Genomic DNA, 15,404 nt, shown 5'->3' on the forward strand with positions numbered 1-15,404 from the left:
CCATTTCAGGACCATTTCCTACCCCGCCGGCTTCACCCACGGCCTGACCACGCCCTGTTCCGCGAAGGTGCTGCGGTTGCTCTCCTTGCGCTTCTTGATTTCGGCGCGGGCGATGGTGCGCAGGTGGACCTCGTCCGGCCCGTCGATGAAGCGCAGGGCCCGGCCCCAGGAGTAGATGAAGGCCAGCGGCGTGTCGTTGGAGAGCCCGCCGGCGCCGAAGACCTGGATCGCCCGATCGGCGAGCCTGGTCTGCAACCGCGTCGCCGCGACCTTGATCGCCGAGACCTCGGTGCGGGCGGCCTTGTTGCCGTGCTTGTCCATCATCCAGGCGGCGCGCAGGCAGAGCAGGCGGGCCTGGTCGATCTCCATCCGCCCTTCCGCGATCCAGTCCTGGACATTGGCGTAGTCGGACAGGTTGCGGCCGAAGGCCTTTCGCTCCAGCGCGCGCTCGACCATCAGTTCGAGCGCGACCTCGCATTGGCCGATCGAGCGCATGCAATGGTGGATGCGGCCCGGCCCGAGCCGCGCCTGCGCCAGCGCGAAGCCTGCGCCTTCCTTGCCGAGCAGGTTTTCCGCCGGCACCCTGACCTCGGTGAAGTCGGTCTCGGTATGGCCCTCGATCGAGTAGTGGTTCAGCAGCGGCAGGTTGCGCATCACGCTGAGGCCGGGCGAATCCATCGGCACGATGATCATGCTGTGGCGCTTGTGCGGATCGGCCTCGGGCCGCGGATCGGACAGGCCCATCACGATGCAGAACTTCGCGTTGGGGTGCAGCGCCCCGGTCGTCCACCATTTGCGGCCGTTGATGACGTAATGGTCGCCGTCGCGGATGATCGTGGTCTGCAAATTGGTCGGGTCGGAGGAGGCGACGCCCGGCTCGGTGATCCCCACGCAGGAGCGGATCTCGCCGGCGAGCATCGGGTTCAGCCAGCGTTCGCGCTGTTCCGGCGTCGCGAACATGTGCAGGATTTCCATGTTGCCGGTGTCGGGGGCGTTGCAATTGAACACCTCCGAGGACCAGTAGATTCGGCCCATGATCTCGGCGAGGGGGGCGTATTCGAGGTTGCTCAGCCGCGTGCCGGGCTCGTCCGGCTTGAGCGCCGGCAGGAACAGGTTCCACAGCCCTACCGCCTTCGCCTTGGCCTTGAGGCCGTCGATCAGCGCGGTGGGATAGCGCCCGGCCTCGACCTCGTGTTTCCAGGCGGCGTCGGCCGGCTGGATATGGGCGTCCATGAAGGCCTGTAAGCTGGCGCGCAGCTCCTCGACCCTGGCCGAATAGGCGAAATCCATGGTGCTCTCCTCAAACCTTATGGCGTCATGCTCGGGCTCGACCCGAGCATCTCAGGCCGGAAGAAGCGCCGGTCAGCGCCGTCTCGTCCAGAGATTCTCGGGTCTGCGCTTCGCTTCGCCCGAGAATGACGGCAAGTCTCAGCCCTCACGCCGCGCCCTCGACCAACGCTTCCGCCCGCTCGGCAAAACTCTCCGCCATCGCGCCGACCGCCACCGCGTTCTCGGCGGCGGCATTGCCCGTCTTGGCCCGTGCCGCGATGCCGTCGAGGATGACGGCGAAGCGGAAGAGCGAGAAGGCGAGGTGGAAGCGCCCCGGCCCCTGCGCCCGCCCGGCGGCAGCGCAATAGCGGGCGATGTATTCAGCTTGCGTCGGGATGCCGAGGCCCTCGCGATCGAGCCCGACGATGCCGGCATACATCTGCGGCGTCGAATGCCAGGGCAGGCAGGAGAAGGCGACGTCGGAGAGCGGGTGGCCGAGCGTCGAGAGCTCCCAGTCGAGCACCGCGACGATGCGCGGCTCGTTCGGAGCGAACATCAGGTTCCCCAGGCGGAAGTCGCCATGGACGATGGTCGTGTCCGGCGTCTCGTCGAGATTGGTGCCGAGCCAGTCGATCAGCCGGTCGATTGCCGGGATGTCGCGCGTCCTGGTCTCGCGCCATTGCCGGCCCCAGCGCGCCAGCTGGCGGGCATAGTAATTGCCGGGCTTGCCGAAGTCGGCGAGGCCGGCTGCCTGCCAGTCGAAGCCGTGCAGTGCCGCCAGCGTCTCGGCCATGGCGAAATACATGGCGCGCCGCTCGTCAGGCGTGACGCCGGGCAGGCCGGTGTCGTGGAAGACGCGGCCCTCCAGCCGCTCCATCAGGTAGAACGGCGTGCCGACGACGTCGTCGGCTTCGTGCAGCAGCAGCACGGGCGGCACCGGTACGGAAGAGCCGGCGAGCGCCTTCAGGATGCGGTACTCGCGCTCGACGGCATGGGCCGAGGGCAACAACGGCCCCGGCGGCTTCTTGCGCAGCACCAGCCGCGCGCCGGCATCGGGATAGCTGACGAAGAAGGTCGGATTCGACTGCCCGCCACCGATCCGCTCGAGCTCCATCTGCCCGATGGCGCGGCCGGGCAGGGCAGAACGCAGGAAGGCATCCAGCCGGGCGGAATCGAATTCGGGCGGGACGGAGGGGGCGGCCGGCATGGTCGGCATAGTCGGAGGTGGGGGCGGGGAGGTCAACGCGGCTGAGACATGGCGGATCCGCTCAAGCTGGCTCATCGTCCTGAAGCAGAGCTTCGATGTCGCGGCCGCGCTGGAAAACCCGCAGGATCGTCACGTCATTGCCGAGCACGGCGAAGGCGATAGTCGCTTGCCTGCGGTACCCGATCAGTCTCAGACCCGGGCGCAGGTCGTCTCGGTGGACGCCTCGTTCGGGAAAGACCTGAAAATCGAGGCAATAGGCGTAGAGGCGAGCGACATAGTCGCGCGCGATTCGCTCGCTTCCACGCGGTGCGATGTAGTCGTAGATGCTTTGGAGGTCGGCGATCGCCCGCTCGGAGAAGCCGACCCGAACGCTCATGCGCCGGTCTTGCCGCCGCTGATATGCGCTTCAATCCGGGCCCAGGCCTCTTCTGCCGGCACGGCCTTGCTTGGATCGGCGGAAATCTCATCGTAGACCGGCAGGACTTCCTCGCGCAGCCAGTTGTCGACTGCCTGGTCGCGGGCGGCAAGTACGCGCAAACCGTCGCGGATCACCTCGCTTTCGCTGGCATATTCGCCCGAAGCGACTTTGGACTTCACCATCTGTGCCATCTCATGCGGCAGCGTGATGCTGAGGGATTGGGTCGCGCGCATGCAAGCCTCCGATCGAGGTCCATCTTAGCACGATTTAATCCTGCTCGCGATCGTTGCCCCTACCCTTCACCCTGACCACCGAGACCGAGCACAGCGCCTCGGCGACGACCTTGGTCGAGACGCTGCCGAGGTGGCGCCGTAACGGCGACGAGGAGCGGGCGCCGAGCACGATATGGTCGATGTCGTTGTGCTCGGCATAGCGCAGGATCGCGTCGGCCGGGCTGACCGCCTCGATGACATGGTAGCTGACGCGGTCCTCCGGCAGATGCAGCGGCCTCGCCCAATCCTTCAGCGCCACCAGCCGGCCGATATAGAGCGAGCGGCCTTCTGCATCGACGGTTTTGGTCTCGCCGATGATCTCGGTCCTGAGCACCGTCAGGCAGGCGAGCGAGGAATCCGGCCGTGCCGCCAGCAGCCGGCTGGTTTCGGCGAGGATCACCGCGGCTAGTGCGTCCGGCCCCTCGGAGAGATCGACGGCGGTCAGCACGATCGAGGGGCCGGCCTTGCGCCGTGCCACCGTCGGCGTGCCGGTAACCTCGGCCTCGTCGCGCTTCTGGAACAGGTCGACCAGCCGCTTGCCCAAGCCACGCTCCTGCGCGGTCCGGCGCTTGCGCGAGACGGTGACTTGCTCGGGATGGCGCAGGTCGAAGGCGAGCTTGCCCGCATCGGCATAGCGCCGGCCGCGATCGACCTCGAGGCAGCGGGATATGATCGCTTCGAGCCAGGCCGGCGCCTGCTCGTTGACGGCGCGCAAGGGTTTGGGCGCGTGATAGAGCCGCCGCTTCATGCCGGGCACGGTCTTCGGCCGGCCGAACGGCTCCTCGCCCGACGCCATCTGGTAGAGGATGCAGCCGAGCGCGAAGAGATCGCTCGCCGGGTCGGAGCGTTCGCCCAGCACCTGTTCCGGCGCGATGTAGGCCGCCGTCCCCATCGGCTCGCGGCTTTCCTCGCCGAGCAGGTCCGGCAGTTCGGCATGGCGGGCGAGGCCGAAATCGAGCAGCACCGCGCCCTTGTCGGTCAGGATGACGTTCTCGGGCTTGAGGTCGAGATGGACCACGTTCTGCCGGTGCAGATCGGCGATTGCCGTCGCGATCGCGATGCCGATGCCCTGCACTTCGGCGAAAGGCAGCGGCGCCAGCTTGATGTGGTCCGCAAGGCTGGTCCCGGCGACGAAGCCCATGGCGATGAAGGGGATGCGGGCAAGATCGCCCGACGCGACGAAGCGCGGCAGATGCGGTCCCGACAGGCGCTTGTGGATCAGCACCTCGGTCTCGTAGCCGACGATGGCCGAGACGTCCGCGCCGGGATCGAGCACCGGGATCTTCAGGACGAGCGGCCCGGCATGGTCGGGGTGAGTGGCGCGCCAGAGCGTCGCCATGCCCCCGGCCTTCAATCGCTCGCCGAGCGTGAAACCGTCGATCACCGAACCGGTCTGAGGCCGTTCCATCCCGTCCCCCTATCTGCCGATCTGCAGGCGCAGGCCGAGCCAGTCCGGCAGGCCGGCGGCTTTGATCTTCCGCGCGGTGTCTTGGCTGTCATAGGGCACGCGCACCATGGTGACCTCGCGCGCCTGCGTATCGAGCAAGGCAAAGCAGGCGGCCGGGTCGCCATCGCGCGGCTGGCCGACGGCGCCGACCACCACGACATGCCGGTGCACGGCCGAGAGCGGCGCAGCCACGTTGCGCAGGGGGATGAACGCCACCGGCTCGCGCCCGGTGCGGGCATAGAAGATCGTCGGCAGATGGGTGTGCCCGCAGACGACCGTCCCCGCGTCGGTTGCCGCGAGGCACGCTTCGGCCCCGCGTAGGTCGCGGACATAGTGCCAGGCAGCAGGGTCGCGGGCGCTGGCGTGGACGAAGAGCGTGCCGTCGAGCTCCGCCACCAGCGGCAGATCGCCCAGGAAAGCGCTCTGCTCGGCGGAGAGTTGCGCCTTGGTCCACAGCGCCGCCTCATGTGCGTTCGGCGTCATGCCTGAGGGGCCGCGCACGGCAGCCTCGTCATGATTGCCGCGAATGCAGACCGCGCCGGCTGCCACGAGTTCGCGCGCTGCATCGACGCAGAAGCCCGGCTCGGGTCCGTAGCCAACGATATCGCCGAGCAGCACCAGCCGGTCCGGCGCGAGCCGGCGCACGGCCGCCAGCACCGCCTCGAACGCCTCGCGGTTGGCATGGATGTCGGAGAGGATGGCGATCCGCATTCAAGTTCCGGGCCCGAATCCTGGGGTGTGCGCATGGTGGCAGTGCCGCCGCCGGCTTGGCCAGCGCGCCTTTTGGCTCAGCTTCGGCTCGCAGGGTTGATCGCTCAGGCAGCCGCTGCGATACTGTCGCCACCATGATGATGTTCGCCGTTTTCGATCTCGCCTGACCTTCCTGCGGACCTGACGCGCATAGCGCGCTCCGGTCTGCAAACGGACGCCTCGCGTCCGAAGGTCCCTTGCCAGCCTGCCCGCGTGGCGGGCGCTTCGGCTGGCCGATATCGAAAGACTCTCCTTATGGCTCACACTGATTCCGGTGCGCGCGTCCTCGGCGGCGCGCAGATTGCTCATTTCGTCGAACACGGCTTCGTCCGGATCGACCATGCCTTTGCGCCGGCGCTCGCCGAGGAGGCCCGCGCCATCCTCTGGCGCGATCTCGACTGCGATCCAAACAACCCTGCGAGCTGGACGAAGCCGGTCATCCGGCTCGGCATGTACGCCGACGCGCCCTTCGTCGCCGCGGCGAACACCCAGCGCCTGCATGGCGCCTTCGACCAACTCGTCGGCGCCGGGCGCTGGCTGCCCTGCCGCGCCATGGGCAGCTTCCCGGTGCGCTTTCCTTCGCCGGAGGACCCGGGCGATGCCGGCTGGCATGTCGATGTCAGCTTTGGCTTCGACGATCCTGACTTCATGAATTGGCGGGTCAATGTCGGCTCGAAGGGCAGGGCGCTGCTGATGCTCTTCCTGTTCTCCGATGTCGGCGAAGACGATGCGCCGACGCGCATCCGGGCCGGATCGCATCGCGATATCGCCCGGCAGCTCGCGCCGGCGGGCGAGGCTGGACTGTCGCTGCGCGAGCTCGCCGCCGACGGCTTTGCCGGCAGCGCCGGGCGCGATGAGGTGTTGGCGACCGGGGAGGCCGGCACGGTCTATCTCTGCCATCCCTTCCTGGTGCATGCGGCGCAGCCGCATCGCGGCACGACGCCGCGCTTCATGGCGCAGCCGCCCTTGCTGCCGCGCGAGCCGCTCAGCCTGGATCGCCCGGATGGCAACTACTCGCCGGTCGAAGCCACGATCCGGCAGGCGCTCTGATGCCTGCGCCACTTCGCCCGGGGCATCGTCTCCGGGCGGAGTGGTGACAAGCGGCTGCGGGCGACGCTACTGTCCCGGCTCACGCACCGCCCAGTGGAGAGAAGCCTTGGACGCCGTGCCGAGAGACGAAGTCGCCCACTCCGACGACGCTGCGCCTTCCGCGTCGCAGAAGCAGCCACCGCGCGAGATCGAACTGAAGCTCGCCGCTTCGCCTGAAGCGCTGGAGACATTGCGCGGCGCGGACTTGATCGAGCGCCATGCCCGCAACCAGGGCGTCACCCGCCGGCTCGACGCGGTCTACTACGACACGCCCGACAGGCTGCTCGACCGCAACGGCCTGTCGCTGCGGGTGCGCCGCAGCGGCAAGCGCCATGTCCAGACGCTGAAGCGGTCGGGCTCGGGCAGTCCGCTGGCGCGCGACGAATGGGAGGTAGCGCTGCCGGACGGCACGCTCGACCTCGCCTTGCTGCCGCTAGCCGAGATCGGCGAGCCGCTCGCGAGCCTGTCAGCCGGGCAACTCGCGCCGGTCTTCGCCACGCGCATCAGGCGGCGCCTCCGCCGGCTCGACTATGCCGGCGCGCTGATCGAGATCGCCTTCGACGACGGCACGATCGAGGCCGGCGAGAACAGCCTGCCGGTCAGCGAGGTCGAGCTCGAGCTGAAGGAGGGCGAGGCGGCTGTGCTCTATGAGCTGGGGCTGGCCATGCTGGATGTCGCCCCGCTGCAGGTCGCGACGCAGAGCAAATCGGCGCGCGGCTACGGGCTCGCCTTTTCGCGTTTGCCACGTGCGGTGAAGGCAAAGCCGGTCGAGATCGGCGCGCATGACAATGCCGACGCGGCGATCGCCGCGATCCTCGGCAACACCTACAGGCAGCTCCTCGGCAATCTCGCGCCCGTCGCCACGCGCTCGGGGCCGGAAGCGGTCCACCAGATGCGGGTGTCGCTGCGCCGCCTGCGCTCGGCGCTGTCGGTGCTGAAACGCGAGGTCGCATCGCCCGCGTTCGAGCCGATCGGACGGGAGGCCAAGCGCCTCGGCCATGTGCTGGGCCCGGCCCGCAACTGGGACGTCTTCATCACCCAGACCGTGCCGGATATCGAGGACGAGGGGTTGGGCGATGCCGGATTGTCGGTGTTGTGCAAGGCGGCCGAGCCGTTTCAGGCCATGTGCTACGCCGCGATCGAGGAGCGGCTGGCGAATCCGCAAACCGGCCGTTTCCTCTTGTCCTTCGGCGCCCTGATCGAGCGACGCGGCTGGCGAGGCGGCCTTCCCAGCGAGGCCATGACGGTGCTGGCCGAGCCGGCTTCCGCTTTCGCGGAACGGGTGCTGGCGCGGACCCATCGCCAGGCGTTGAAGCGCGGTCGTGGCTTCGGCAGCCTCCAGCCAGAGGCGCGTCACGAACTGCGGCTGGCATTGAAGAAACTGCGCTACACCGCCGAGTTCTTCCTGCCGCTTCACGACGGCGCAGCCGCCCGCAAATATCTCGGGCGGCTGTCGCGATTGCAGGAGGCGCTCGGCCTCGCCAACGATGCGGCGACAACGCACCACCTCATCGCCGATCTGCGCCACGGCAAGGCGAGCCCGGAGCTGCAATTCGCCGCCGGCGCCGTTCGTGGCTGGCAATCCCGCCAGACCATCGAGGCCGGCCGCAAGCTCAAGCGCCGCTGGCGGGGATTCGAGGCGGCGAGCCCGTTCTGGACTTAAAGCCGGATCCGATCAGCCGGCCTTGCGGGCGACGATCGTCAACTCGCCGTCGTTGTTGACCTGGGCCAGCACGACGTCGCGCGAGGAGAAGCCCTTCGCCTCGACGGCGGACTTCACAGCCGGCGCCGCCTCGATCGCCTCCCGGAGCTTCTGCAACTCGTCGGCGGTGCGTGTCGCCACCAGCTGGTTGACCTGCGCCTTGGTGGCCTCGGGCAGTTCATCGAGCTCGACGACCTTGACCGAGGTGATCGTCGGCGCGGACGCTGGCGCTTCCTGAGACGAGGCAGGCGGCTTGGCCGCGGGACGTTCTGTCGCCGGTGCCTGGGCATTGGCGGCGCCGGCGAGGATAGCTGCGGCGCCGACGGCGGCGATCGTGATCATACGCATGGCGTGTCCTTCCATCGTTGCGGAAAGGACGATTTGACACCAGCAATGGGATCAGAGGCTGGAAGCGATCAGGTCATTTCGTGACCATATGGCGGCGCGAACAGGGCAGCGCCGCGGAGACTTCGCCCTGATCTCAGGCCGCGTCGAGCCCGTAGAGCGAGTGCAGGGTGCGGACCGCGAGCTCGGTATAGGCGGCGTCGATCAGCACCGAGAACTTGATCTCGGAGGTCGTGATGGCGCGGATGTTGATGCCCTTCTCGGCCAGCGCCCGGAAGGCGCGCGCCGCGACGCCTGCATGGCTCCTCATGCCGACGCCGATCGCCGAGATCTTCACCACGTCGGTCGCGCCCTGCAGCGCCTGATAGGCGATGTCGTTATGCCGATCTTCGAGCAGCTTGCGGGCGCGCTCGTAGTCGGCGGTCGGCACGGTGAAGGTGATGTCGGTCGTCGCCTGATCGTCGGAGACGACCTGGATGATCATGTCGACATTGATGTTGGCGTCGGCCAGCGGCCCGAAGATCGCCGCGGCGACGCCGGGCTTGTCGGCCACGCGCCGGAGCGTGATCTGGGCTTCGTCGCGCGAGAACGCGATGCCGGTGACGATCTGCTGTTCCACGATGTCGTCCTCGTCGCAGATGAGGGTGCCTGGATTGGGGTTTTCGGGGTCGTCGAAGGAGGAGCGCACATAGGTCGGCACGCGCTGGACCATGGCGATCTCGACCGAGCGCACCTGCAGCACTTTCGAGCCGAGAGACGCCATCTCCAGCATCTCCTCGAACGAGACCTTGTCCATGCGCCTCGCCTTCGGGACGATGCGCGGGTCGGTGGTGTAGACGCCGTCGACATCGGTGTAGATGTCGCAGCGATCGGCCTTGAGGCCGGCGGCGAGCGCGACCGCGCTGGTGTCCGAGCCGCCGCGGCCGAGCGTGACAATGCGGTGGCTGCGCGGGTTGACGCCCTGGAAGCCGGAGCAGACCGCGATCTCGCGATTGCGGTCGAAGCCGGCGAGGATGCCGGCGCCGTCGACGCCCTCGATCCTTGCCGAGCCATGGGCATCCGAGCCGTAGAGCGGGATCTGCCAGCCCTGCCAGGAGCGCGCCGGCAGACCCATCTCCTGCAGCGCGATCGCCATCAGCCCGGAGGTGACCTGCTCGCCCGAGGCAACGACGGTGTCGTATTCGGCCTGGTCGAAGGCGGGCGATGCCTCCTTGCACCAGGCGACGAGCTCGTTGGTCTTGCCCGACATCGCCGAGACCACGACGGCGACCTGATTGCCGGCCTCGAATTCACGTTTGACGTGGCGGGCGGCGTTCTTGATGCGCTCGACAGTGGCGACCGAAGTGCCGCCGAATTTCATCACCAGACGGGCCATGACGTCCAAGAGCTCTCAGAAACGGACCGGCGCGGGGCCGGGACAAATAGCGCTCTCGCACTCGGCGAAAGGCGCGTGTAGATGACGGGAGGTGCGGGCGGTGTCAATGCGGCCGCGCCCGGCAGACGCGTAAACGGGACATCAAGGGCGATGACGGCAGCGGCACGCGAAGGCTCCACCATCGACCCGGCCGAGGTCGCGCGCTTCGACGCGCTGGCCAAGAGCTGGTGGGACCCGAAGGGGCCGATGGCGGTGCTGCACAAGTTCAATCCGGTGCGGCTCGCCTTCATCCGCGACCTCGCCTGCGAGCGCTTCGGTCGCGATCCGAAGTCGCTGCGGACGCTGGAGGGCCTGAGTCTCGTCGACATCGGCTGCGGTGGCGGCGTGCTCTCCGAGCCGCTGGCACGCCTGGGAGCGAAGGTGACGGGGCTCGACCCGGCCACGACCAATATCGCCGTCGCCCGGGCGCATGCTGAGAAGGCCGGCATCGCGATCGATTATCGCGAGGAGACGATCGAGACCGTGGTCGCCGCAGGGGAGCGCTTCGACATCGTGCTCGCCATGGAGGTGGTCGAGCACGTCGCCGATGTTGAGGTCTTCGTCGCCTCCTGTTGCGCGGCGGTGAAGCCGGGCGGCCTGCTGGTCATGGCGACGCTCAACCGCACGCTGAAATCCTATGCGCTTGCCATCGTCGGCGCCGAATACATCCTGCGCTGGCTGCCGCGCGGCACGCATGACTGGGAGAAGTTCGTGACGCCGGACGAGCTGGAAGCGGCGATCGAGACCGGCGGGCTCTCGGTCTTCGCCCGCGAGGGCGTTGCCTACAATCCGCTGGCCGACCGTTGGTCGCGCTCGCGCGATCTCGACGTCAACTACATGCTGGCGGCCAGCCGGCCCGCTTGACTGCGTCAGGCTGCGAGCCGGGCGTCGAGCGCTGCGATGTCCTCGACGAACCAGAGCGCCTGCCCCCGATTGCTCTCGTAGACGAAGTCGCGCAGCGCCTTGCTCTGCGCGCAATGGGCCGCGATGTCGCCGACGATCGCGAGCCTCACCCGGTAATTGACGAATTTCTGCGCAACGTCGCCTGCGAGTCGCGTGGCGAGCTGGAAGAAGGCGGGATCGATCCGCGCGACCGGGATCGCGACCATCGTCGCCTCGACTCCCCAGGCGGCACCGAGGAAGTCGTTGGCATCGCGCTCGCTGGCGAGCAGCGGGCCGTCCTCTGCGCAGATCAGCACATTTGTGCCGTGAAGCTCTCGAATCATGTCCATGGCGGCGGTATCGTCGCAGCTTCGGCGCGAAGCAAGCGGCGAGGGAACTTATTGATCTTCTCTCTTGTTTTTTGCGTTGCGGCATAATTCGATAGGCGTATGGCGCAGCGCAGCATTGGTCTGCATGATGCCGGCAACGCCACCGGAATGAGGCGTGGCGACAAGGGAGAGACCAGATGGCACAGCCGCAACCCGTCGCGAAGCCCGCACTCAAGGATCTCTACGAGCTCGGCGAACTGCCGCCGCTCGGCCATGTCCCGGCCAACATGTACGCCTGGACGATCCGCCGCGAGCGCCACGGCCCGCCGCAGGACAGCTTCCAGGTTGAGGTCGTGCCCACCTGGGCGATCGGCGAGGAGGAGGTGCTGCTCCTCGTGATGGCAGGCGGCGTCAACTACAACGGCATCTGGGCCGGCCTCGGCCAGCCGATCTCGCCCTTCGACGTCCACAAGGGTTCGCTCCACATCGCCGGCTCGGATGCTTCCGGTATCGTCTGGGCGGTCGGTTCCAAGGTGAAGCGCTGGAAGGTCGGCGACGAGGTCATCGTCCACTGTAACCAGGATGACGGCGACGACGAGGAGTGCAATGGCGGCGACCCGATGTTCTCGTCGTCTCAGCGCATCTGGGGCTACGAGACGCCGGACGGCTCCTTCGCCCAGTTCTGCCGGGTCCAGTCGCGGCAATTGATGCTGAAGCCGAAGCACCTCTCCTGGGAAGAATCGGCCTGCTACACGCTGACGCTGGCGACGGCCTACCGCATGCTCTTCGGCCACGCCCCGCACACGATCAAGCCGGGCGACAACGTGCTGATCTGGGGCGCCTCGGGCGGCCTCGGCGTCTTCGGCGTGCAGCTCTGCGCAGCGTCCGGCGCCAATGCGATCGGCGTGATCTCCGACGAGAGCAAACGCGACTACGTGCTTGGCCTCGGCGCCAAGGGCGTGATCAACCGCAAGGATTTCAACTGCTGGGGCCAGATGCCCACGGTCAACTCGCCCGAATACAACGACTGGACCAAGGAAGCCCGCAAGTTCGGCAAGGCGATCTGGGACATCACCGGCAAGAAGGACGTCGACATCGTCTTCGAGCATCCGGGCGAGGCGACTTTCCCGGTCTCCTGCCTCGTCGCCAAGCGCGGCGGCATGGTGGTGTTCTGCGCCGGCACCTCGGGCTTCAACATCACTTTCGACGCCCGCTATGTCTGGATGCGCCAGAAGCGCGTGCAGGGCTCGCATTTCGCCCATCTCAAGCAGGCGAGCGCCGCCAACCAGTTCGTCATCGACCGCCGTATCGACCCCTGCATGTCCGAGGTGTTCCCCTGGGACAAGATCCCGCTCGCCCACCACAAGATGTGGAAGAACGAGCATGCTCCCGGCAACATGGCGGTGCTGGTCTACGCCCCGCGCACCGGCCTGCGCACCTATGAGGACGTGGTCGAGGCGTTGGAAGGCTGAACGGAGGGCATCATAGTGAGCTCAGCACGTCGCCGGTCGACTTCTCCGGCGCCCTGACCAGCGCGATCGCGGCGTTGAGCTCGGCGCCGTAGAGGAAGATCGCCGCAAGCCAATAGAGGAAGACGAGCGCGATCATCGCGGTGGCGAGGCCGGCATAGGTGGTGACATAGGCGCCAGCGAAGGAATCGAGATACCAGCCGAAGCCGACGCCGCCAATCAGCCAGACCACCAATGTCATCAGGATGCCGGGCCACATCGCGCCGATATGCGGGGCGCGGGCCGGCAGCAGCTTGTGCGCGACGGCGAGCGCCATCACCACCAGCACGGTCGCACTCGCAATGCGCAGGAAGGCGAGCATGAAGCCGAGCGGGGCAAGGGCCGGGGCGAAGCCGACGATGCCGCGCCAGAGCAGCGGGCCGAGCACGACCAGCAGCGAGAAGGCGAGCATGAAGACCGCCCCGCCGACCACATAGACGATCGATTCCAGCCGCGTGCGCCACCAGCTGCGCCATTCATAGGCCTCGTAGGCGCGGTTGAGGCCGATCCTGACCGCCTCGACCCCGGAAGAGGAAAAGTAGAGCGCCAGCATCGCGCCGAGCGTCAGCGCATCCTTGCGCACTGCGGTGAGCACCGAGCGGACCTCACGCGCGATCGGCTCGGCGACCTCGCGCGGCCAGGCCTCCAGCAGCAATTGCGCGGCTTCGTCGGCCGCCTCCTGTGAACCGAACAGGCCACCGAGCGCGGTGACGAGGATCAGGAAGGGGAACAGCGACATCAGCACCGAGAGCGCGATGTGGCTGGCGATCGCCCAGCCGTCATGGGCGATGAAGCGCTCGAAGGCGAGGGCGGGAACTGAGCGCAGCGACATACGGATCTCGGACGGGGCAGGGTGGTGATTGTCGCTGCTTCGAGGCGGCTGGCAAGATGTAAGGGCGCACGCGAAACATGCCGCCACGGCGTCCACAAGCGGCGACAACGCCTTTCGCGCGGCGTATCAGCACCCGGACGAGGCCGCTGCGATGTTCGATTCTCCGCTTTTCCTGCGCCTGTCGCCGGCGCTCTTCGTGTTCCTCTGGTCGAGCGGCTGGATCGTCGCCGGCTATTCGGCCCGCTATTCCGACGCGCTGACTTTTCTCTCTGTGCGCTTCGCCTGCGCCGGGCTTGCGCTCTCTATCCTCGCTGTCGCTCTCGGGGCGCAGTGGCCGAAGACGAGGCGCGCCATCATCGATTGCGCCATCGCCGGCATCCTGCTGCATGCCATCTATCTCGGCGGCGTCTGGTGGGCGGTACGTCATGGCCTGCCGGCCGGCGTCTCCGGCCTGATCGCGGGGCTGCAGCCGGTGCTGACCGCGCTGTTCGCGCCTTTGATCGTGCGCGAGCATATCTCGCCGATCCGTTGGCTCGGCATCGTCTGCGGCTTTCTCGGCATCGGGCTGGTGCTGGAGCCGAAGCTGGTCGGCGTCGCGCCCGAGGCATTGTCCGCCATCGCACTGCCGATCATCGTCAACGTCATCGGCATGTTCGCCGTCACCATCGGCTCGTTCTGGCAGAAGGCGCGCATCGTCGAGGGCGATCTGCGCACGGTGACGGCTGTGCAGTACATCGCCGCCTTCCTGTTCACGCTGCCCTTTGCCTACATGCTCGAGCCGATGCGGATCGAGTGGAACCTGACCATGGGCCTGGTGCTGGCCTGGTCGGTGTTCGCGCTTTCGCTCGGCGGGATCGGGCTCTATCTCGTGCTGATCCGCCGCGGTCAGGTCTCGCGCATCGCGACTTTCCTCTATCTCGTGCCGCCGGCGGTCGCGGTCGAGGCCTGGCTTCTCTTCGGCGAGACGCTGACCATGATCCAGCTCGTCGGCATGGCGGTCGCCGTGCTCGGCGTCATCCTCGCCAGCCGGAAATAGCGGCGTTGAAGCGGGCGGGACCGATCCTGGGTTCCCGGAAGCCGGTCGATGCTGTAGCCAAAGAGGATCAGGCGGCGCGGTTCCGCCACGCTGAGGACGGGGACGAGACGACCATGGCTGCGACGACCGAGACTCTTGCTGGTGCCTTCATTGCCGCCCGCCGCGGCCACAAGCTGGTCGACATCGCGACCTTGCCGGTCCCCGCCGACGTCGATGCCGGCTTTGCCGCGCAGGCCGAGGTCAACCAGGGCATGGGCTATCCGCTCGCCGGCTGGAAGGTCTCGCTCGGCGAGGGCGGCCGTCCGATGGCCGGGCTGATGCAGGGCCCCTATCTCAAATCCGGCGACACCTATCGCGGCGTGCACGGCGCCGAATTGCGCGTCGAGATCGAGCTCGCCATCCGCCTCGGCCGAGACATGCCGCTGCGGCCCGGCCAGCCCTATACCCGCGAGGAGCTGATCGATCATTGCGACGCCGCTCTCGTCGGCATCGAGATCGTCGAGAGCCGCATCGCCGACTGGACCAATGTGCCGTTCCCGCTCTGGCTCGCCGACGCGATGGGCCATGGCGGCTATCTGCTCGGCCCCGAGGTTCCCTTCAGCATCTTCGACGACGTTCCGGCCCTGACCTGCACGGTCGAGCTCGATGGCGACGTGCTCTATGACCGCCAGGCGCTGCACGCCAATGGCGACCCGCTGGTCACGGCGCTCGCCTGGGCCAACCGGTCGGTCGAAGGGCCGCTCGGCCCGCTCAAGGCTGGCCAGATCATCACCACCGGCAGCCTCTGCGGTGGCGTCCTCGCGCCGACGGTCGGCCCTGTGATCGCCCGGCTCGACCCGGTCACCGCGATCTCCTTCGCGCTGGCGGAACAGGGCGACTGAGGACTTTCGTCAGCGGGCGACAA

General features: G+C 67.6%; 16 protein-coding genes. 6 read left to right on the top strand and 10 right to left on the bottom strand.

The features are described from left to right. Window positions 1–18 precede the first annotated feature (18 nt). The 6 genes from ASE66_RS23290 to ASE66_RS23315 form a co-directional block, all read right to left on the bottom strand. Entirely contained in the window at window positions 19–1,290 is a 1,272-nt protein-coding gene (locus ASE66_RS23290) for an acyl-CoA dehydrogenase family protein (RefSeq protein WP_057192153.1), read from the bottom strand. Between the two features lie 145 nt (window positions 1,291–1,435). Beyond that, window positions 1,436–2,476: a phosphotransferase family protein gene (locus ASE66_RS23295; RefSeq protein ID WP_057193301.1), complete on the bottom strand. Its 1,041-nt coding sequence runs from the start codon at window positions 2,474–2,476 to the stop codon at window positions 1,436–1,438. Between the two features lie 61 nt (window positions 2,477–2,537). Next, window positions 2,538–2,852, bottom strand: a complete 315-nt coding sequence (locus ASE66_RS23300; RefSeq protein ID WP_057192154.1) for a type II toxin-antitoxin system RelE/ParE family toxin — start codon at window positions 2,850–2,852, stop codon at window positions 2,538–2,540. Continuing rightward, window positions 2,849–3,127, bottom strand: coding sequence for a type II toxin-antitoxin system ParD family antitoxin (locus ASE66_RS23305; RefSeq protein ID WP_057192155.1), 279 nt, complete (start codon window positions 3,125–3,127; stop codon window positions 2,849–2,851). The genes ASE66_RS23300 and ASE66_RS23305 overlap by 4 nt, the downstream gene beginning before the upstream one ends. 34 nt (window positions 3,128–3,161) lie before the next feature. Further along, on the bottom strand, window positions 3,162–4,574 hold the full coding sequence (locus tag ASE66_RS23310; RefSeq protein ID WP_057192156.1) for a bifunctional serine/threonine-protein kinase/universal stress protein: 1,413 nt from the start codon (window positions 4,572–4,574) through the stop codon (window positions 3,162–3,164). Between the two features lie 9 nt (window positions 4,575–4,583). Then, complete coding sequence (locus ASE66_RS23315) at window positions 4,584–5,324, bottom strand: metallophosphoesterase family protein (protein WP_057192157.1); 741 nt, start codon at window positions 5,322–5,324, stop codon at window positions 4,584–4,586. 294 nt (window positions 5,325–5,618) lie between these two features. On the opposite strand from ASE66_RS23315, the gene ASE66_RS23320 reads away from it, so the two are divergent. Continuing rightward, the gene (locus ASE66_RS23320) at window positions 5,619–6,413 is read left to right on the top strand and encodes a phytanoyl-CoA dioxygenase family protein (RefSeq protein WP_057192158.1); all 795 of its coding nucleotides are present in this window, start codon (window positions 5,619–5,621) and stop codon (window positions 6,411–6,413) included. 115 nt (window positions 6,414–6,528) lie between these two features. After that, window positions 6,529–8,115 carry a CYTH and CHAD domain-containing protein gene (locus tag ASE66_RS23325; protein WP_244495090.1) on the top strand — a complete coding sequence of 529 codons (1,587 nt, stop codon included), beginning with the start codon at window positions 6,529–6,531 and terminating at the stop codon, window positions 8,113–8,115. A 12-nt stretch (window positions 8,116–8,127) separates the two neighbouring features. Here ASE66_RS23325 and ASE66_RS23330 read toward each other — a convergent pair whose 3' ends face one another. Both ASE66_RS23330 and ASE66_RS23335 read right to left on the bottom strand, forming a co-directional pair. Continuing rightward, window positions 8,128–8,502, bottom strand: coding sequence for a hypothetical protein (locus ASE66_RS23330; protein WP_082613683.1), 375 nt, complete (start codon window positions 8,500–8,502; stop codon window positions 8,128–8,130). A 133-nt stretch (window positions 8,503–8,635) separates the two neighbouring features. After that, complete coding sequence (locus ASE66_RS23335) at window positions 8,636–9,874, bottom strand: aspartate kinase (protein WP_057192160.1); 1,239 nt, start codon at window positions 9,872–9,874, stop codon at window positions 8,636–8,638. Window positions 9,875–10,024: 150 nt separating this feature from the next. On the opposite strand from ASE66_RS23335, the gene ubiG reads away from it, so the two are divergent. Continuing rightward, on the top strand, window positions 10,025–10,777 hold the full coding sequence (ubiG, locus tag ASE66_RS23340) for a bifunctional 2-polyprenyl-6-hydroxyphenol methylase/3-demethylubiquinol 3-O-methyltransferase UbiG (RefSeq protein ID WP_057192161.1): 753 nt from the start codon (window positions 10,025–10,027) through the stop codon (window positions 10,775–10,777). Between the two features lie 5 nt (window positions 10,778–10,782). Here ubiG and ASE66_RS23345 read toward each other — a convergent pair whose 3' ends face one another. Continuing rightward, on the bottom strand, window positions 10,783–11,145 hold the full coding sequence (locus tag ASE66_RS23345) for a DUF4180 domain-containing protein (protein WP_057192162.1): 363 nt from the start codon (window positions 11,143–11,145) through the stop codon (window positions 10,783–10,785). 176 nt (window positions 11,146–11,321) lie between these two features. Between ASE66_RS23345 and ccrA the strand changes: the two genes are divergently transcribed. After that, window positions 11,322–12,596, top strand: coding sequence for a crotonyl-CoA carboxylase/reductase (ccrA, locus tag ASE66_RS23350; protein WP_057192163.1), 1,275 nt, complete (start codon window positions 11,322–11,324; stop codon window positions 12,594–12,596). 10 nt (window positions 12,597–12,606) lie between these two features. Here ccrA and ASE66_RS23355 read toward each other — a convergent pair whose 3' ends face one another. After that, complete coding sequence (locus ASE66_RS23355; RefSeq protein WP_057192164.1) at window positions 12,607–13,464, bottom strand: YihY/virulence factor BrkB family protein; 858 nt, start codon at window positions 13,462–13,464, stop codon at window positions 12,607–12,609. A 151-nt stretch (window positions 13,465–13,615) separates the two neighbouring features. On the opposite strand from ASE66_RS23355, the gene ASE66_RS23360 reads away from it, so the two are divergent. Both ASE66_RS23360 and ASE66_RS23365 read left to right on the top strand, forming a co-directional pair. Continuing rightward, entirely contained in the window at window positions 13,616–14,500 is an 885-nt protein-coding gene (locus tag ASE66_RS23360; protein WP_057192165.1) for a DMT family transporter, read from the top strand. Between the two features lie 113 nt (window positions 14,501–14,613). Next, entirely contained in the window at window positions 14,614–15,381 is a 768-nt protein-coding gene (locus tag ASE66_RS23365; protein ID WP_057192166.1) for a fumarylacetoacetate hydrolase family protein, read from the top strand. Window positions 15,382–15,404: the final 23 nt, after the last annotated feature.

This window comes from Allobosea sp. Root483D1, assembly GCF_001429505.1.
In the GTDB taxonomy this organism is placed as follows: Bacteria; Pseudomonadota; Alphaproteobacteria; order Rhizobiales; family Beijerinckiaceae; genus Allobosea.